The organism is Bilifractor sp. LCP21S3_A7 (genome assembly GCF_052118825.1).
In the GTDB taxonomy this organism is placed as follows: domain Bacteria; phylum Bacillota; class Clostridia; order Lachnospirales; family Lachnospiraceae; genus Bilifractor.
The window spans coordinates 1-19471 of record NZ_JBQKGL010000009.1 but is presented as its reverse complement, the minus strand read 5'-3'; the positions used below and the strand labels follow the sequence as shown (position 1 = coordinate 19471).

The 19471-nt window shown below is 49.6% G+C and carries 9 protein-coding genes; 1 reads left to right on the top strand and 8 read right to left on the bottom strand.

Annotated elements, in window-relative coordinates; genetic code table 11:
* Positions 1-9: 9 nt before the first annotated feature.
* The 8 genes from ACTQ1O_RS09280 to ACTQ1O_RS09245 all read right to left on the bottom strand — a co-directional run bounded on the left by ACTQ1O_RS09280 (position 10) and on the right by ACTQ1O_RS09245 (position 17460).
* Entirely contained in the window at positions 10-1890 is a 1881-nt protein-coding gene (locus ACTQ1O_RS09280) for an NADH-ubiquinone oxidoreductase-F iron-sulfur binding region domain-containing protein (protein WP_441487039.1), read from the bottom strand.
* A complete protein-coding gene (locus ACTQ1O_RS09275) occupies positions 1883-2365 on the bottom strand; it encodes a complex I 24 kDa subunit family protein (RefSeq protein WP_441101439.1) in 483 nt (160 codons plus the stop codon). Before ACTQ1O_RS09275 ends, ACTQ1O_RS09280 begins: the two co-directional genes overlap by 8 nt.
* Before the next feature lie 497 nt (positions 2366-2862).
* Positions 2863-4653 carry a peptide ABC transporter substrate-binding protein gene (locus ACTQ1O_RS09270; RefSeq protein WP_441487038.1) on the bottom strand — a complete coding sequence of 597 codons (1791 nt, stop codon included), beginning with the start codon at positions 4651-4653 and terminating at the stop codon, positions 2863-2865.
* A gap of 220 nt (positions 4654-4873) precedes the next feature.
* Positions 4874-5920, bottom strand: coding sequence for an ABC transporter ATP-binding protein (locus ACTQ1O_RS09265; RefSeq protein ID WP_441487037.1), 1047 nt, complete (start codon positions 5918-5920; stop codon positions 4874-4876).
* On the bottom strand, positions 5917-6924 hold the full coding sequence (locus tag ACTQ1O_RS09260) for an ABC transporter ATP-binding protein (protein WP_441101436.1): 1008 nt from the start codon (positions 6922-6924) through the stop codon (positions 5917-5919). The genes ACTQ1O_RS09265 and ACTQ1O_RS09260 overlap by 4 nt, the downstream gene beginning before the upstream one ends.
* A gap of 252 nt (positions 6925-7176) precedes the next feature.
* Positions 7177-8268 carry an ABC transporter permease gene (locus ACTQ1O_RS09255; RefSeq protein ID WP_441101435.1) on the bottom strand — a complete coding sequence of 364 codons (1092 nt, stop codon included), beginning with the start codon at positions 8266-8268 and terminating at the stop codon, positions 7177-7179.
* Positions 8269-8289: 21 nt separating this feature from the next.
* Positions 8290-9198, bottom strand: a complete 909-nt coding sequence (locus tag ACTQ1O_RS09250) for an ABC transporter permease (RefSeq protein WP_441101434.1) — start codon at positions 9196-9198, stop codon at positions 8290-8292.
* A 372-nt stretch (positions 9199-9570) separates the two neighbouring features.
* Positions 9571-17460, bottom strand: coding sequence for an MBG domain-containing protein (locus ACTQ1O_RS09245; RefSeq protein WP_441487036.1), 7890 nt, complete (start codon positions 17458-17460; stop codon positions 9571-9573).
* A gap of 735 nt (positions 17461-18195) precedes the next feature.
* On the opposite strand from ACTQ1O_RS09245, the gene ACTQ1O_RS09240 reads away from it, so the two are divergent.
* A complete protein-coding gene (locus ACTQ1O_RS09240) occupies positions 18196-19008 on the top strand; it encodes a LytTR family transcriptional regulator DNA-binding domain-containing protein (protein ID WP_441487035.1) in 813 nt (270 codons plus the stop codon).
* Positions 19009-19471: the final 463 nt, after the last annotated feature.

Below are 19471 nucleotides of genomic sequence, written 5' to 3'. Positions count from 1 at the left end.
TCATCCCTCCTATGCCTCAATATAAATCGCGTCGAACGCACAGTTGTCCTTGCAGGTCGAGCACTTGATACAGATATCATTATCAATGTGATAGCACTCCTTGCGGACACCTGTGATCGCACCGACCGGACAGTTCTTCGCGCACTTTCCGCAGCCGCGGCAGAATTCCGGATTGATCACAAACCGGCGCAGCGCGGTGCAGACCTTGGCACGACATTTTTTGTCCACGATATGCTCGATATATTCATCCCGGAAGGTATTCAGGGTACTCAGAACCGGCAGCGGCGCACTTTTGCCAAGTCCGCACAGAGACATGTTCTTCACCATTGTCGCCAGTTCCTCCAGGCGGTCCAGGTCCTCCAGCTCGCCCTTGCCGCCGACAATCTTCTCCAGTATTTCCAGCATGCGCTTTGTGCCCTCACGACATGGAACGCACTTTCCGCAGGACTCTCTCTGCGTGAAGCTCATGAAGAATCGGGCAACCTCCACCATACAGGTGCTGTCATCCATGACAACCAGACCGCCGGATCCGACGATCGCTCCGTATTTCTTCACCGTCTCAAAATCAAGCGGCACATCCAGATGGTCCTTCGTCAGGCATCCGCCGGAGGGGCCGCCGATCTGAACCGCCTTAAAGGTTCCGCCGTCCTTCATTCCGCCTCCTATGTCAAAAATGATCTCGCGGAGCGTTGTTCCCATCGGGACCTCGATCAGACCGGTATTCTGAATCGAACCGGTCAGGGAGAAGGTCTTCGTGCCGGGTGAACTCTCGGTTCCGATGCTGCGGTACCAGTCTGCACCCTGAAGTACGATTTTCGGGACGTTCGCATAGGTCTCGACATTGTTCAGAACAGTCGGTTTCGCCCACAGGCCCTTCTCAACCGTTCTCGGCGGCTTAACTCTCGGCATGCCCCGGTTTCCTTCGATTGACGCGGTCAGAGCAGAGCCCTCACCGCAGACGAACGCGCCGGCGCCGCGGTTGATGTGCATATGGAAGTTGAAATCGGTTCCCAGGATGTGATCACCGAGCAGCCCCTTGTCCTCCAGCTCCGCGATCGCGTGGCGCAGTCTTGCAACGGACATCGGGTACTCCGCACGCACGTAGATGTATCCGTTTTCACTGCTCACCGCGTATCCGGCGATCATCATTCCTTCGATCAGCTTGTAGGGATCTCCCTCCATGACAGAGCCATCCATGAATGCTCCCGGGTCTCCCTCGTCACCATTGCAGACGACATAGCGCTCCTTCTCCTTCTGACGCGCCACCTGCTTCCATTTTCTTCCGGTAGGGAATCCACCGCCGCCTCTTCCTCTGAGTCCGGACCGGTCGACCTCATCGACGATTTCCTCCGGCTTCATCTCGAAAAGCGCCTTCTGGAATGCCTGAAATCCTCCGGACGCAAGGTACTCATCCAGCGACTCCGAATCGTACTTTCCGCAGTTTTCCAGAACAATCCGGGTCTGCTTCGCAATAAAAGGAATCTCATCCGGCGAAGTATACGTCACGCCCTTCTGTTTGTACAACAGGCTCTCAATGACATCATCGCCCATAACAGTGCGGTTGAAAATCTCCTGACAGTCGGACGGCTGTACCTTCGTATACTGCACAACCTTATCGCCCTTCTGAATTCTCACAAGCGGTCCGAGCTCACAGACGCCCTGGCAGCCGGTCTTCCGGACTCCCAGATGTGCCTCCGGACCATGGGATCCGAACTCCAGGGTCACTCCCGGCGTATCCCCGACGATACGCATGAATTCTTCATATACCTTCTCGGAACCGGACGCGATACAGCCGGTACCGGAACAGACGAGTATACGGCAGTCATAGGAAGCCATTACTTCATTGGCAAGCTCTGTTCTCTTCTTCAGATCCTCTCTCGTTCTAATCATTCCGGTCACCTCGCAGTTCATGAATCAGCTCCAGCGCCGATTCCGGCGTCATCTTCGGATGCACCTCCTCGTTAACCATGACCGTCGGAGCCAGTCCGCATGCTCCGAGGCACGAAACCGTTTCAACGGTAAAAAGCATGTCGTCCGTCGTGTGTTTCTTCGCGCTCAGCCCGAGCTCCTTCTGGAACGCCTCCAGAATCGGCGCGGATTTTCTGACATGACAGGCCGTGCCGTCACAGACCTTGATCACATACTTTCCCTTCTCCTCGAACGAAAAGTTCTCGTAGAATGTAGCCACGCTGTAAGCCTTGGACTCACTGATACCGATCTGCTTCGCCACGTAGGTCAGCAGCTCGCCCGGCAGGTATCGATATTCCGCCTGAATATCCTGCATAATCGGAATCAGCGATGATGGCTTTTTTCCATAGCCGGCAATAATTTCATCCGCCTTTTTGTAGTAGCATTCTTCCAGCATACCATCCCTCCTTATCCATGCGGCCCTTACGGGTCACTGTTTTTGGCCATGCTTCGATTATATCGCAAATAAGATGAAATATAAACAATATGTATGTAAATATTTCAATTATTTTGTATCTTATGATGGTTTTAAACCTCTATTTCAGAATTTTATATTGTAAAATTAGCCAAACTTAACTCTTAAAGAACAAGTGTATTCATTGCATTTGCATTACACCGTTTTACTCTGTGGCAGTTCCTGATGGTGACGTTTTCATGAATCACAGCCTATGAAACGTGCGCAGCCCCTATGGCAGACTCGCCGAAAACGAGATAAAACACGCTGCGCGAGTTTTATCTCACTATCGCGACGCTCGCCGCACACGAATACTTCGCATTCGGCTGCGGCTCACTGTTCGCGTAAATTGAAAACGAGACCGCCCGGGAATTTCCCGGACGGTCTCGTCCACAATCAGCATATGTGATTCATTTCATTCACACTGCGAACAGAAGCTGTTACTGCGCAGTCTTTGTTGCGTACATGAAGTACTTGTTGCCGGTCTTGGTCATGTATACGCCGGAAACGTTGGACTTCATCATGTAGATATCGTTGTAGAAGTAGAGCGGGATTACCGCGTTGGTATCCATCAGCATCTTCTCGGCCTTTACAAGGTCATCGGTACGTTTTGCGGTGTCTACCTCTGTGCGTGCTTCCTCAAGAAGCTTGTCATAGTCCGCCCAGTTCTGCGGTGCCGCAGAGGTCGGGTTCTTGCCGAACTGCATATCGTTGTTTCCGCTGCTGGTCTGGAATACCTCAAGCATGTTGGAAGGATCATCATAGTCTGCAACCCATCCGCCGCGGCACATCGTGTAATTTCCATTCTGACGGTCGGAAATAAATACCTTCCAGTCCTCAGTCTTGATGTTTACTTCGATTCCAAGCTTGCTCAGGTCGTCCTGAATCAGCTGAGCGGCCTTCTCATTGGTTGAACCGGAGTTCGTCAGGTACTCAATGGAAATCGGTGTAGACGGTGTATAGGTTCCATCACCATTATCGGTAAAGGTGTAGCCGGTAGCGCTCTCCAGAAGCTTTACAGCCTCCTCAACGTTGTCAGCTCCTGTGGTAGCAGCGTCATAATATGTCTGAGACCAGATGCCGCCGTTTCCGTCAGACATCGCGGACGGAACATAGGAACCTGCCGGCTCCTGACCGGTCTGACCTACGGTATCGGCAAGATACTGTCTGTCGATAACCAGAGAGCATGCCTTACGGAAATCACTTGCCTGCTGCTCGGTCATTCCGTCAAAGAGAGATGCATTGACATTGAAACCGGTGTATACAGTTCCAAGCATATCCGCGATATAGAAATCAGAGAAGTCCTTTACATTCGGAACCTCGTCGGTGGAAATATTATCGATAAAATCAAGATCTCCGCTGTTATATGCCGCAAAGGTAGCGGTGTCATCCGCGGAAAGCATGAAGTTCAGCTTATCAATGGTTACGTTGTCCGCATCATAGAAGTTCGGGTTCTTTGTATATTCCATGGATGCGTCATGATTCCATGCTGTGCAGGTGTAAGCGCCGTTGGATACAAAGCCTGCCTCTGCAGCCCAGTTTCCGGGATTGTCGCCGTTCGGGTCTGCCGCTTCAACGGATGCCTGCGGAACCGGATCAAATACCGGGAACGCAAGAAGCTGGTCGAAGTATGCACACGGATTGTTCAGTGTGATGGTCAGTGTGTAATCGTCCGGAGCTTCTACTTTAAGCGTTCCGTCATCATTTTTCGCGATAACGTCAAAAAGGTATCCGTAATCCGCCGCGGTGTCCGGATTTGCCGCACGGTTCCAGCTGTATACAAAATCCTTTGCCGTCAGGTCTGTGCCATCGGACCACTTTGTCTGCTTCAGCTTGATGGTCCACTGGGTTCCGTCATCGGAGATCTGCGGATCGCCGTCCGCGATCGCCGGCGTGAGCTTGTCATCCTTGTCATAAGTGTACAGACCTACGAAGGAGTTGACTGCCAGGCAGGCACCGTCAACGGCGTTGTTCAGAGCCGGATCCAGATGCTGCGGCTCAGACGCGAGGTTGATGTACAGTGTGCTTGCGTCAGAATTCAGCTTTGCGCTGGAAGGAGTCTTATCTCCGGCATTGCCGCCTGCCGCTTCACTTCCTGTGCTTGTTGCTGCAGCTGCATTCGAACCGGAAACAGCGTTGCCTCCCTCCTTGAGAGAACCGGCATTTCCACACGCGCCGAGGCCGACTGCCATGGCAGACGCCAGCACTAATGCGACTAACTTCTTTTTCATATTTCTTCCTCCTGATTTCTGCTATCTGTTGCCAGATAGATATTTATGTCAAACTCCCCTGCGGGAGATGTGACCTCAAAAAGCCATTGATATGCATATAATGGTTTATGTCAGACTCCCCTGCGGGAGATATGACTGTAAAAGATCAATACGGAATATTCCGCCTGTCAATTACTCACTCCAGCCGATTCCGCATATATTCTTGCTGATCCCGCATCATTTACCGGTTCCAGCACGCACACCTGTGCCCGTTTCCTCTGTCTGTCAGAGGCGGTCTTTCCTGCGTACACTTCTCTGTCGCATACTTGCAGCGCGTACGGAACGGACAGCCCGTCGGCATATGAAGAGGACTCGGCACATCGCCCTCCAGAATGATCCGATGGCTGTGTCTGGCCGTTTCCGGATCCGGAATCGGAATTGCGGAAAGCAGGGACAGCGTGTACGGATGAATCGGATGATTCATCAGCTCGTCCGCGTCCGCAATCTCCATCATGTGCCCCAGGTACATAACCGCAATACGGTCGGAGATATGCTGCACAACCAGAAGGTCATGCGCGATGAAGAGATACGCGATGCCCAGCTGATCCTGCAGATCCTCAAACATGTTCAGAACCTGCGCCTGAATCGATACATCCAGAGCAGATACCGCCTCATCGCAGACGATGAAGGATGGATTCACCGCCAGCGCACGGGCAATGCCGATTCGCTGTCTCTGTCCGCCGGAAAACTCATGTGCATAGCGCATCGCATGCTCGGCATTCAGTCCGACGGTCTCCAGGAGCTTTAAAATCTTCTCTCTCCGCTCCTGTCTGTTCTTGTACAGGTGATGAGTGTCCAGCGGCTCTCCGACGATGTCCTCAACGGTCATACGGGGATCCAGCGAAGAATACGGATCCTGGAATACCATCTGCATCTTCTTCCGGTAGGGAAGCATGTTTACCTCAACACGCTTTCCCCTCTTCGGTCTGCCGTTTGAATCGAGAACCGGATTTCCTTCCTCATCGTACACATCGCCGCTGTCGAAGAGCACCTGATCCTCGAAGGTGATCCGTCCTGCCGTCGGCTCATACAGCCGCAGAAGCGTGCGGCCGACCGTCGTCTTGCCGCATCCGGATTCTCCTACCAGCCCCAGGGTCTCACCCGGCATGATCTCAAAGCTGATATCATCTACTGCCTTCAGCGGGATCTTATGAAAGCCCTGAGATACCGGGAAATACTGCTTCAGATGCTCTACCTTAAGGAGCGGCTTTTTTTCCTTGTCACTCATGCCTTTACCTCCTCATTTTCATACAGGTCCATCACATTCATCCAGCAACTCGCCCGATGCTCAGGCCCTACCTGGTACTCGTCCGGAACCTTTTCCAGACAAATCTTCATGGCATTTTCACACCGCGGGCAGAAAGCGCAGCCCTTCGGCATGTTGAGGAGATTGATCGGCGTTCCTCCGATCGGAACCAGCCGTTCATTCATGTTTTCGGTCGTCGGAATGGAACGCAGCAGCCCCTTCGTATACTCATGCGCCGGATGATAAAAAATAGCATCCGCGGTGCCGCGCTCGCAGACACGTCCGCCGTACATAACGATGATCTCATCACACATGGACGCAATGACGCCCAGGTCATGCGTAACCATGATAATCGCCATACCCATCTTCTTCTGCAAATCCTGCATCAGCTCCAGAATCTGCGCCTGAATCGTCACATCCAGCGCTGTGGTCGGCTCATCCGCAATCAGAATGTCCGGCTCGCAGCAGAGCGCCATGGCTATCATGACACGCTGGCGCATGCCTCCCGAAAGCTCGTAGGGATACTGCTTCATACGGCTCTCCGGCTCGTTCACTCCAACGAGTGTCAGCATCTCAACCGCCCGCTTCCAGGCCTCGTCCTTATTCTTGTTCGTGTGAAGAAGAATCGCCTCCTTCAGCTGATAACCAATCGTAAACACCGGATTCAGGGAAGTCATCGGATCCTGGAAAATGATCGACACCTTCTCGCCGCGGTACTTCGACAGCTTCTTCTCATCCCACTTCGTGATATCCTCGCCCTTGTAGCGGATTTCTCCCTCCACCACCTTTCCGGTCTCGGCGAGAATCTGCATGATGGAATACGCGGTTACCGATTTTCCGGATCCCGACTCTCCCACGATTCCGAGAGTCTTGCCCTTCTCCAGATTAAATGTGACTCCGTTGACCGCCTTTACCTCACCGGCATCTGTAAAAAAGCTTGTATGGAGATTGTCAACCTCCAATAGTAAATTATTTTCTTCAGACATGATTTTCTCTGTCCTTTCATCCTTTCTGATTTTCCGGAAAAAATCAGGTAGCATTTTTCCGGTAAACACCGCACCTCTCAGGAAATTTTCCTGGAACCTACATCCGGCGCCGTCGATCAGCACCCGTTCTGGTATAAGACCTATAGGTCCTCCATACCGCAGCTTCTATCCGGCACCGTCGAGCAACGTCCCTGCCTGGCATACACCCGCCCAGAGGCTCGACATACCCCAGCTCCGGCAATGCCGGATCTGTCAGTTCAGCTTCGAGTCAAACGCATCCCGGAGCCCGTCGCCGATCAGGTTCAGCGCAAGAACGATGACTACGATAACCAGCGCGGGAACCAGCAGACGGTATGGTGCAGAGGTAATCGTGGCCCGGGCATCATTTGCCAGGGATCCGAGGGATGTCATCGGAAGATTGACACCAAGTCCGAGGAAGGAAAGGTAGCTTTCGGTGAAAATAGCACTCGGCACCTGAAGCGCCGTTGTAATGATAATAATGGAAAGTACATTCGGCACGACATGCTTTCTCATGATCTGACCATTCGGCGTTCCGATCGCTTTTGCCGCGAGGATGTACTCATTGTTCTTGATCGAAAGGATCTGTCCTCTGACCAGCCGGGCCATGCCGACCCAGTAAAGGAGGGCAAACACGATGAACATCGCCAGCATGTTGCCGCCGAGCTTTGCGAGCACGGTTCCCTTGATCAGAGGCGTCAGCCGCGCGTTCAGCACCACGGACAGAAGAATGATGATCAGCATATCCGGCAGAGAATAGATGATATCGACGATACGCATCATGATCAGGTCCACCTTGCCGCCGAAATATCCCGAGATTGTTCCGTAGAGAACACCGATGATCAGAACCATGACCGCTGATACGACACCGACAGACAGGCTGACTCTGGTGCCGTATACGACACGGATGAAGTAATCACGCCCCAGGGAATCGGTTCCAAGAATATGTGGAAAAAGTCTCACTCCGGTGCTCTGCATGTACTGCAGCTCCCGCTGCGAATAGTACATTGGCGGCAGATTGACCGCCGTACCGTCACGATGACCGTTCACGGTAATCATGTCACTGTAGCTGTACGGAACAATCATCGGGATCACGATGATCGCCACAATCAGAAGGATGAGCACAACGATGGAAGCCATCGCCATGTGATTTTTTCTCAGACGGCGGAGTCCGTCCTTCAGAAATGTAGAGGACTCCCCCATAACATCCTGCTGTTTCTTCTCCTCATCGGTTGCCTTTTCAAAATTCTTCTTATTAAATTTGCTCAGATCGATCTGCGCAGACAGAATCTGGCGTTTCTTGTATATATTCTCTGTTTCAGTCATTTCAAAGCTCCTTCTGTGCGATCATTCAAAATTGATTCTCGGATCGATCAGCTTGTATACAATATCGGTAATCAGGTTTGCAACGATCATCAGAACCGCGAGGAAGATCGTTGTCGCCATGATCACGGAGTAGTTCCGGTCGGTAATGGCTTTCACAAAATAGGTTCCAAGACCCGGAACAGTGAAGATTGTCTCCACGACCATCGATCCTGTGATGATATACGCAATCTGCGGTCCGAGATAGGTCACGACAGGAATCAGACCGTTCTTCAGTGCGTGCACAAAAATGATCTTTGACCGGCTGACGCCCTTCGCTCGCGCGGTGCGGATATAGTCCTGGCTCAGCGCGTCCAGCATCGATGTCTTCGTCAGACGCGTGATATACGCCGTCGGGTAGACAGCCAGAGAAATCACCGGGAGCACAAGGCTCGGATTTGAGCTGAATACCGGGAAAATCGCAAGCTGCACGCAGAACACCAGAAGCAGCAGAGTTGCCAGAATAAAAGAAGGCATCGCCGTACCCAGCGTTGTGAAGAAGATAATGATACGGTCCGGCACCTTATTCCGCTTCAGCGCAGCAATGGAGCCGAGAATCACGCCGAATACAACAGCGATGATCATGGCGATTCCGCCCAGCTTCGCGGAAACCGCGAACTTGGAGAAAAGATCCGGGCCGATCTCTCTTCCGTTCTTCATATCAATTCCCCAGTCGCCGTGCAGAAGATTTCTCATATAGAGAAGGTACTGCTCTCCCAGGGGCTTATCCAGATTATACCGCTTTGTCAGCGCGTCCATAACCGCCTGGCTCGGAGCCTTCTCCGCCGTGAAAGGCCCTCCCGGGATCAGGTTCATAACAAAGAATGTGATGAGTGTAACGATGATAATGGACGCAATCGCCAGCACCACACGTTTTACCATGTACTTAGTCAATTTTTCCTCCTCTTTCCTAAGCAGAGACTGCCTCGGTGCTGTGTAACCTCTGTCTTTCTTCTAAATTAACGCTTTACAGTAATAAAGAAAAAAAAAGTGTACAGATCGAGATCTGCACAGCTTGTACATCATGTCTGCTTATTTTATTCTACACTTATTCGAATGATAATAAATACTATATAAAAAACGGCGTCATTCGTCAACTGTAAAGTTGAGAATGTATTAATTTCTTTTTAATAATTCATTAATAAGGGGCATAAGAGGCAGCCCTCTCCGGCTGCGGTATTTCCCGCTGTAAGAGAGGGCTGCCCCATGTTTCTCAATTAGTTTTTGTCATCTGGCACAATACTTATCGATCCATGCCATATGCCGTTACTGTTTCTTCTCTTTTTTTCTCTTGCGAATGAGAACGCCGATTCCGGCTGCTGCTCCGAGCACGATAATCACGTTGACTCCAATCATTCCAGCGTCACCGGTCCGAACCGCTCCGGTATGAACGAGTTTTGTTCTCCGCTCCTGAATTGTATCCGGATTCTTCCGGATTGTATTCCCGGTATGAACGAGTTTTGTTCTCCGTTCCTGAATTGTATCCGGATTCTTCCGGATTGTATTCCCGGTATGGACTGGTCTGGTCGACGGCAGTTCCGTCGGAGGTACAGTCACCAGCGGAGTCGGGGTAACCGTCTCCTCCGGTTTCGTCGGTGGCGTCGGTTCTGGATTCTCCGGTTCCTCGGATTTCTCCACTTCCGTTGTTACGGTTGCGGTTCCTGGATCCGGTGTATTGAGGCCATCCGCCTGTCCCGCCACTATATTTGTCACACTTCCGTTTGCTGCGTCTGCCGCCGTCACGGTATAGGATGTCGTATAAGTCAGCGTATCACCTGCCATGAGGCTGTCCGCCGTCCATGTCGCATTGGTAAGATCGTCCGTAATCACAAGTCCCGTCAGGGCAACAGTTCCGTCGTTCGATACGGTAATCCGATACGTTACCATTTCTGCCGCCACATATTTGCTGCCGTTCTTCGGATTACTTGTAACCACCTTGCTGATCGTCATGTGTGCGAAGTCATCCTCTGTGTCAGCAGCCTCCCATGTCTTACCCGGCTCGTCGGGATTGCCGCCCGATTCATCCGGGTTGCCGCCCGGCTCACTGCCGCCGGCTTTCTCAAACACGGCTTTCACGGTGTTGCTGTACTCTCCGGCCTCGATATCCGCCGCAGTTACCACATGAACAGCCTTCGCAGTTCTTACTTCTCCCGGCTTTACATTCTCGAAGGTAACGGAATCCGTACCATCCTCAAAGGTAACGCCGTCCTGCTCCTGCAGGATGATGGTTCTTACATCGTCATAAATATTTGTTACGTTGATTGAAAATTCAATCGAATCTCCTATCTGATAGGTCTTGTCTTCATGTGTCTTTGTCACTACATTATCCGGCGTAACTTCGTTGTCCGTTACTTCCAGCTCTCCGAACTCGAGACTAATCTCGTAGTTCTCCGCGTAGTTCTTCGATACCTTATCGTCTTCCTCCTTCTGATCCGCCATCTTCAGTGCTTCCGCCAGACTCGGCTGAACCCTGGTCTGAGTTTTTCCGCTGACGATCGTGCAGTCAAACTCATTTTCACTTGATCCGATATAAGTCTGACTTCCAGTGAAATTGAAGGTAATCTGATCCTTTTCTGCAATTCCGAGTGCAAGTTTGTCCTTGTCTGCTATTGTCAGATCATTTTTATCTGCCAGCATCGTTAACGGAATGATATCATCGCCAAGTACAAGTGTGTGATTTGTCAATGGCTCCTTGTCATATTTCTTCGAAGCACTGCCACTCTTCAATGTTATTTGTTTTTTATTGATCGTAAGCACTCCATCTTTCACAGTCACCGTAACCTTCTTATAATTATCGGTGCCTGCGATGTCAAAGCTGCCTTCCGTCAAACCCATCAGATACTTGCCCGCATCTGTTCCCTCTGCTGCTGCTTTCACGTCTTCCTTCAGAGATACCGTGATCCCTGCAGGAAGATCGGTCGTCGTATACCCACTCACCGTCTTCTCTGTACCGTCGTAGGGCTGTGTCTCAGTATTTCCAGTGATCGTGATATGAGCCTCATCGGCTGCCGTTATCTCAAGCTGTCCATAGTTCTGCTCAATCTTGTAGTTATCGCTTTTGGTTCCTTTCGTTAGTGTGTAATCGAAGGTATTGTCCTTTGTTCCCTTTTCGGTAATCGTCGCGAAGTTGCTGTACGCTGCCCCATCGCTGCCGACAAATCCTTTCGCGGTTGCCATTTCAACACTGTGAGTGTTGCTATCATACGGCCAGCTTCCGCTTCCCGATGTGATGGTTACTGCCTTAGGGATTACCTTCAGCGTTACGGTTGTCTCTGCCGTTTCATAGTTTGCATTCTCTGCCTTGACATTAACTTTCTGCTCGCCGACATCCTTGATCCCAGGAGCTTCTGTCGTCCACTTACCATTTCCTACCTGATAGGAAATCGTTGTTCCTCCCGTTACGCTTGCACTTGCGGATGCGGCGTGTGCCTTTCCGTCATATTCGCCTTCGTATCCGGCTGCGGACAATGTCAATCCACCGGACTTGCTGATGGTAAAGGTTCCCGTGTTATACGTCACCGTATAGTTGCCTTGATTTGCTGCACCCGCCGGCGTGATTTTATAGGTGCCAACGTCTTCGCCTTCAGCGCGACTCAGCGTATAGCGAACTGTATCGTTATCCAGCGTGCCGCTTACTTGTGCAGTTAATTCAGGATCAGCAGCTCCATACGTCTTGCCCGTGTTCTCAGCCGTGACTGTTACTGCCTTCGGTGTTACCTTCAGCATTACGGTTGTCTCTGTCGTTTCATAGTTTGCATTCTCTGCCTTGACATTAACTTTCTGCTCGCCGACATCCTTGATCCCAGGAGCTTCTGTCGTCCACTCACCATTTCCTACCTGATAGGAAATCGTTGTTCCTTCGGTTACGCTTGCGCTTGCACTTGCAGCGTGAGACTTGCCATCGTATTCGCCTTCGTAACCGTTAGCGGTAAGTACCAATGAGCCAGACTTGCTGATGGTGAAGATTCCTGTCTCATAGCTCACCTTATAGTTGCCCTGGCTTTCCGCTCCGGCTGGCGTGATTTTATAGGTGCCAACGGCTTCGCCTTTTTCACGACTCAGCGTATAGCGAACTGTATCGTTATCCAGCGTGCCGCTTACTTGTGCAGTTAATTCAGGATCAGCAGCTCCATACGTCTTGCCCGTGTTCTCAGCCGTGACTGTTACTGCCTTCGGTGTTACCTTCAGCGTTACGGTTGTCTCTGCCGTTTCATAGTTTGCATTCTCGGCTTTGACATTAACTGTCTGCTCGCCGACATCCTTGATGCTTGGAGCTTCTGTCGTCCACTTACCATTTCCTACCTGATAGGAAATCGTTGTTCCTTCGGTTACGCTTGCGCTTGCACTTGCAGCGTGAGACTTGCCATCGTATTCGCCTTCGTAACCGTTAGCGGTAAGTACCAATGAACCAGACTTGCTGATGGTGAAGATTCCTGTCTCATAGCTCACCTTATAGTTGCCCTGGCTTTCCGCTCCGGCTGGCGTGATTTTATAGGTGCCAACGGCTTCGCCTTTTTCACGACTCAGCGTATAGCGAACTGTATCGTTATCCAGCGTGCCGCTTACTTGTGCAATTAATTCAGGATCAGCAGCTCCATACGTCTTGCCCGTGTTCTCAGCCGTGACTGTTACTGCCTTCGGTGTTACCTTCAGCGTTACGGTTGTCTCTGCCGTTTCATAGTTTGCATTCTCTGCTTTGACATTAACTGTCTGCTCGCCGACATCCTTGATGCTTGGAGCTTCTGTCATCCACTTACCATTTCCTACCTGATAGGAAATCGTTGTTCCTTCGGTTACGCTTGCGCTTGCACTTGCAGCGTGAGACTTGCCATCGTATTCGCCTTCGTAACCGTTAGCGGTAAGTACCAATGAGCCAGACTTACCAATGGTAAAGGTTCCCGCCTCATACGTAACCGTATAGTTGCCCTGGTTTTGTTCGCCGCTCGGCGTGATTGGATAGGTGCCAACAGCTTCGCCTTCAGCGCGGCTCAGCGTATAGCTGACTGTATCGCCATTCAGCGTTCCACTTACTGTTGCCGTAAGCTCCGGATCAGCGGCTCCATAGGTCTTGCCAATGCTGTTCGCTGTGACGGTTACTGCCTTCGGTGTTACCTTCAGCGTTACGGTTGTCTCTGTCGTTTCATAGTTTGCATTCTCGGCTTTGACATTAACTGTCTGCTCGCCGACATCCTTGATGCTTGGAGCTTCTGTCGTCCACTTACCATTTCCTACCTGATAGGAAATCGTTGTCCCTTCGGTTACGCTTGCGCTTGCACTTGCAGCGTGAGACTTGCCATCGTATTCGCCTTCGTAACCGTTAGCGGTAAGTACCAATGAGTCAGACTTGCTGATGGTAAAGATTCCTGTCTCATAGCTCACCTTATAGTTGCCCTGGCTTTCCGCTCCGGCTGGCGTGATCTTATAGGTGCCAACGGCTTCGCCTTTTTCACGACTCAGCGTATAGCGAACTGTATCGTTATCCAGCGTGCCGCTTACTTGTGCAGTTAATTCAGGATCAGCAGCTCCATATGTCTTGCCCTTGCTGTCCGCTGTGACGGTGACTGCCTTCGGCGTTATTTTCAAGGATCCGTTTTCTGTATTTACAGAGAATTGATAGGTAACATCAGTATCTCCATTCTTAACAACAATGGAATCGGTGTTCAGAATATTATTTGTATAAGTTCCCGCATTCTTTTCTTTTGGATTCTCTGTAGTAAAGCCGCTTACGGTATAAGTAACATTATCAATCGTAAACGTATTTGTCTTTACGCCGGAAACAGTGTGTTCAGTTCCGTCATAGGTAAATGTTCCGGAATTTGCCGTTAATGTGATCTCTTTCTTCTGTTCCCAGACCGCATAGAGATTATTCGCAGAACTATTGTCGATACCGATCTTTGTTCCAACATCATACCGTTTTCCAGAAGCATCCTTCCAGTATGCAAAGTAGTACTTATCCGGAGCATCAAAGCCTGCTTTTTCCAGCGCAATCGCTGTGTTATTCGCCTGGTTATCAATCTTTGTGGTCAATTCATCCAGTCCGGACCCTTTCGGGTAGTTGGAATGATACGTAATCGACGTTAATGCAGAAGTATTTCCATAGACAGCGTTCAGTTCAAGATCGCCTGTGATCTTTACCTTGTCTCCCGGATAATACTTATCCGTATCATGGCTCCAGTAAAGGAATGTCTTACCTTCCGGAGGAGTAACTCCTGATGCCGGCTGAATGTCTGCATACGTATTCTCGGCATACTGCTTGCTGTCAGTCGGAGCCGTTCCTGTACCTTCGCCAAGGCTATATGTAACCGTGTAATTTTTGCCGTTGATATAGTACGGGTACAGCGTTATGTCGCTATATACTTCTGTGCCGAAGTTATAGATGATGTAATCATTGCCGGACTTTGTTGCCCATCCTGCCCATGTATGTCCTTCAGGGACAGTAACAGTATTGGAACTGCTGCCTTCCTGAATGATATTTCCGTCAGAATCCTTTACGGTCGGCATATCATTTTCATTGATCTTGCTGCCGTAACTGATGGTGAGCTGCATCTGGGTGCCGGTGCCGTCAATCGTCGTATGGACGGTTCCTGTGTATGTCGGAGCAGCCCACTTTGCATATAGAGTAATATTGTGGGCAGGCATTGTTCCTGTCAGCGTTACAGGATCACCTACACCAAGCTCATTATCAAACCATCCTGCAAATACATAACCAGAAGGTATTCCCGCAGGGCGCTCAGGAGCTGCCGTTAAATCAACTTTGCTGACATCCGCTCCATACTTGAACGTTTCTGATGTTGTTGAGTCTCTGTTAACAAATTTTATAGAGTAACTATTTCTGCTGTATTCGAAAGACACTTTATAAACATTCCGATTTACTCTTTCGAAGCTACTTCCATCTTTTACATTATTTGTATAAGTAAAGCCCTCAATATCATAATGATCTTCTTTAGTTGTTGACCACTCGTTATTGTCGGATTTAAAGCTATCCGTATGGTGCAAGGAATACGTTCCATCCAGGCCTTCCAAATTATAATGCAGGTTCATCGTATATCTGCCAGATTGTTCAACATAGTAGAACGAAGCGCCGCCCAACGGCATTGTGGAAATACCGCTTTGATATGGCGCTGTCCCTTGGCCATTGTTTCCTTGTTTGGTGCCCCAGATTTTGGAAGTGTTGGTTGGCCAGCGGTCGGAAATGTTTGCTCCGTATTTGGCGGAAATGCTCAGACCCGTCATTTCGTCCCAAGAATAAGATCCTCTGAACCAACTTCCTTTCCATTCTCCTTTAAAGAACTTAATCTCGTAGGTGTTTCGAGAATAGTAGACATTCACGATCGTCGATCCATCACCGGCAATCACTGCATCCGCATTTGCAGCGTTTGTCTTTTCAGTATTCAGAGTAAAGCCATCATATCTTCTGCTTATCCCGGTCAGATCAATCTTGTTTCCGGTTGTCCCGGTTTCAACGCTGTTCTCGTGGTAGGAATAATTATCGTCATTTGCATTCTCCCACCAGTAAATCACAGTATAATTGGTCACATTGGCCTCCCATACTGCATAAAGCGTAGTTTCTTTTGAAATAGTGCTTCCGAATGTATATTTAGAACCGCCTTCAGAAGCAGACCAATATTTAAAGGTATATCCAGGTCTCGTCGGTGCTTCAGGTGCCTCTGCTGCTTTTCCTGCCGCAACGAATACCGGTTTCACATAGTTTGCACCTTCGCCGCTGACAAAGCACAGGTAATACCCTTTCTCTACCTTCGGGTAGAGCATCACATTGTGATCTGTAAGCTTAATAGATTCTACTTTACTTGCAACGGTCAATTCCGGATCCGTGTACCATCCGGTAACAGAGTGCTCAGAATCCAGCGGAATTGTAACATCCGCAACTTCAATGTTGTCTCCGCTGACGCCTTCCTTCGTGGTGCTTACTCTTCCCTGTCCATCCAGGAAGAACACATAGTAAGCCTGCTGGAATACCGGGTACAGCTTCACATCATTGGTTGTGCTGACAGATGCAGTGATTTGTGCGAAGTTCCCGGGATCTCCCGTCTTAAGCTCAGCTGCATCCTGCGTATAGGACCAGCCAAGGAATTTGCTGCCGGCCTTTTCCGGTGTAGTCGGCGCATAAACCTTCTCACCGTTTTTGACTTTCTGCTCAGAAATGATCTTTCCATCTGCATCATAGAAATAATAGGTTGCGATTGCAGGCTCCTTTTCACTTGTGATGACATAAATGGAAAACTCGCCTGATTCAAATACGGCTCCTTCTGCGGTTGCGTTTTCAGTTACCTTCTGTACATTTCCGTCGTCCGATTGATGAACGACTGAGAAGTTGTCTCCGTCAAGGCTGCTTGCCGTGTCAACGGTCATGCTTACCTGTACGTTCTTTCCGTCCTTCGGTTCAATTTCATTTCCCGATGCACCCCGGAAGGAGATGTCAACGCCGATGGCGTCTACAACCTCCGCCTCTGCATCCGATGCTGCATTTGCGATTGCCCTGGCCGTCTGTGCCGATACCGCTGTGGTCACCATCGCCGTGCCTTCAGGGAAAATTCCCTCCGCCGCTGTAACGTTCACAGTGATGTTGTTGGCGTGACCTGTGAAGGTCTGCGCCGGCCAGGACACTTCGGTTTCTTCAAAATCCTGTTTTTGTTCTGTCTTCTGCTCTTCGTCCGCCGCGGGGGCTTCCGTGTTCTCCGTGCCCTGCGTTCCGTCGGCGCTTACCTCTGTCTCCCCCTCAGCTGCCTGAGACCCGGACGCTATCTCTGCAAGATTCGCAGATTCCGGCACTGCCGGATCCGACCGATCTGTTCCGGTACCGGTCTGCTCTGTTCCGGCACCGACCTGCTCCGCTGCGGGAGCTGCCGCTTCCTCCGGAAGCGCACCCGTGTCCGCAGTTTGCGTATCCGCTGCGGTCATTGTCTCCTGGTTCTGCGTGACCGATACAATATCTGTCTCCGTATCTGCCGCCGCAGCCTGAATCTGATCTGCAGCCGCACCGCCCGTCAGGGCGCTCTCCGCCTGCTGCGTCTCCTCTGTAAGGTTTACATCTGTAGAATCTGCCGATGTGCTCAGCGGCATCATCATGCCGGCGGACGCAATCATGCAAAGCACCAGCATGAGACTTAGAAATCTCCGTCTTCTCCTTTTCTTCATAGTTGCTCCCTCCATTTAGTTGTTGCATCAGCCTGTACTCCGAAACAGAAACCGGTTATTCTTTCAAAGCCGGCAGTATATATAGACCAATGATTTACCTCAAGCTCCACCCTTTTACCTTTTGCTGAAAATGCATAAAATCCTGCGCATTCTGGCTATGCAGATCTGCTATACTCATGTGTCCGGCTTTTCAGATGCTGCTTTCTTCCATCTGACATCTGCCGATTTTGCTCATTACAAGTATAATGAGCATCTCCTAAAAAACCATCTTCATCCCCTCCATTTTTCTAATATTTTATTAATTCATCTGATATATTTTGTCTATTTATTGCAAATACATATTTACACTGATATCATTATATTAAATCCGTTTTTTAAAAACAACAAAACGGAGTGAATGACCAAAAACTGGGTGTGAATTTCTATCAAATTTGTTTTCTTCCGCACGCTGTAAATTTATCACTTCAGAGTGATAAATTGCAAAGTCCCTGTTTCTTTTACTGCTCATCGTATGGCATCACTGTGAAAAACGCCCTGAAGCAGGTTATTTTTTTATAATGGCAAGTGATTTTGCATGATTTTATTCAAAATCAGTTAAAGCCTCGCTATAATTTCGAATAACAGCAGGCGCAGCCAATAACCTTTTCTGTTTTTTCAGCCTGCATTGCCGCCAAAGTTGAATGACCGGTATATCGATATCGTATTGTCAGGTTCTTAGTAATGGGGGAAATTGCTATGAAGAAACGATATACAGATGAAGCGTTGCGATTGACTATAGCCTTCATGGAAGAGTTTTACAGAAAGAATCCGGAACCGGTTTTCGCCGTATGTGATCCGGAGATGAGCTGGATCGGTGCTCAGGAGGGTCAGATTATCCTCGGATTTGAGAATTTTAAGGCAGAGATTGAACGTATCGTGAAAGAGATGATACCATGCGTACTGATGAACCAGGCCTATTATCTGGCGCAGAATACCGGCCCTGTCTGCACGATCATCGGAAAATACGTTCTCGTAACAAATAAGGGATCCAGCTTTATCCGTCTGGCTGAGCAGCGTCTCGTCGCGGTATGGAGACAGGACGTCGAAAGGCTCTGGCTGATGCACCTGTCCAACACCAATCCCATCAGCGAATGGAAGGTGACCGAAAACGAGCATTTTCCTGTAAAGCTGAATTCCTATCTAATGAAATACGTTGACCGGGAGATACAGAGAAAAAAAGGAAGCGAACGGATGGTCATTACAGATTGTGATCGGACAATCCATTACATAGATCAGGGTGAAATCGTATATCTCAGATCAGACAACAAATACACCGAAATATTCCTCGAATCCATTATGATTCGCACCCGCACCATGCTGAAGGAATTCACGGAAAAGCTTGGCGATCAGTTCCTGAAGATCAGCCGGATCAATATCGTGAACATGGCCATGGTCGCCCGCATTCAGGATCAGTCGGTGATTCTGATCGACGGAAGAGAGCTCCCGATACCGTTCAAAAAAGTGGCCGAGGTAAAAGAACGCATCACGGGATATTTTACGAGCACCTGATCCGGCTGCGTACTGCGAAAGTTCGGAATGAGTTTCAGTAATATCGCGCGATATATTTGAATCATTATATTCTGAAATAAGACATGATGAAAAATAAATAAAAAAAGCACACAGGATGTCCCGATACAGTCACGGCAAACTCTCCTGTATGCTTTTTATCTGAAATTTCAACAGGGCAGACTGTCCGAAAACTAGCGGATTGAGTACCTGATGAATTGGTTGTTACGGATTCCACCATGAACCCGTTTCACATATACATTTGCACCGTGAAAACTGAATAAAGTACGCATTATTCCTGGGTCTGAAATACGAAATATAGTATAATTGTTATAGAACATATACGATATTTTATGATTTCAGGAGTCAAGAATGCCATACGTTAAAACCTGTGACAGAAATCAAATGATGTTTTGCTCGATGGATTCGTTTGTTGATCCCGAGAGTACAGCACGTCTCATAGATG

Coding starts and splice junctions, on each gene's coding strand:
- ACTQ1O_RS09265 (WP_441487037.1), bottom strand. CDS start 5,920: ATGAGTGACAAGGAAAAAAAGCCGCTCCTTAAGGTAGAGCATCTGAAG.
- ACTQ1O_RS09280 (WP_441487039.1), bottom strand. CDS start 1,890: ATGATTAGAACGAGAGAGGATCTGAAGAAGAGAACAGAGCTTGCCAAT.
- ACTQ1O_RS09240 (WP_441487035.1), top strand. CDS start 18,196: ATGAAGAAACGATATACAGATGAAGCGTTGCGATTGACTATAGCCTTC.
- ACTQ1O_RS09275 (WP_441101439.1), bottom strand. CDS start 2,365: ATGCTGGAAGAATGCTACTACAAAAAGGCGGATGAAATTATTGCCGGC.
- ACTQ1O_RS09260 (WP_441101436.1), bottom strand. CDS start 6,924: ATGTCTGAAGAAAATAATTTACTATTGGAGGTTGACAATCTCCATACA.
- ACTQ1O_RS09255 (WP_441101435.1), bottom strand. CDS start 8,268: ATGACTGAAACAGAGAATATATACAAGAAACGCCAGATTCTGTCTGCG.
- ACTQ1O_RS09245 (WP_441487036.1), bottom strand. CDS start 17,460: ATGAAGAAAAGGAGAAGACGGAGATTTCTAAGTCTCATGCTGGTGCTT.
- ACTQ1O_RS09270 (WP_441487038.1), bottom strand. CDS start 4,653: ATGAAAAAGAAGTTAGTCGCATTAGTGCTGGCGTCTGCCATGGCAGTC.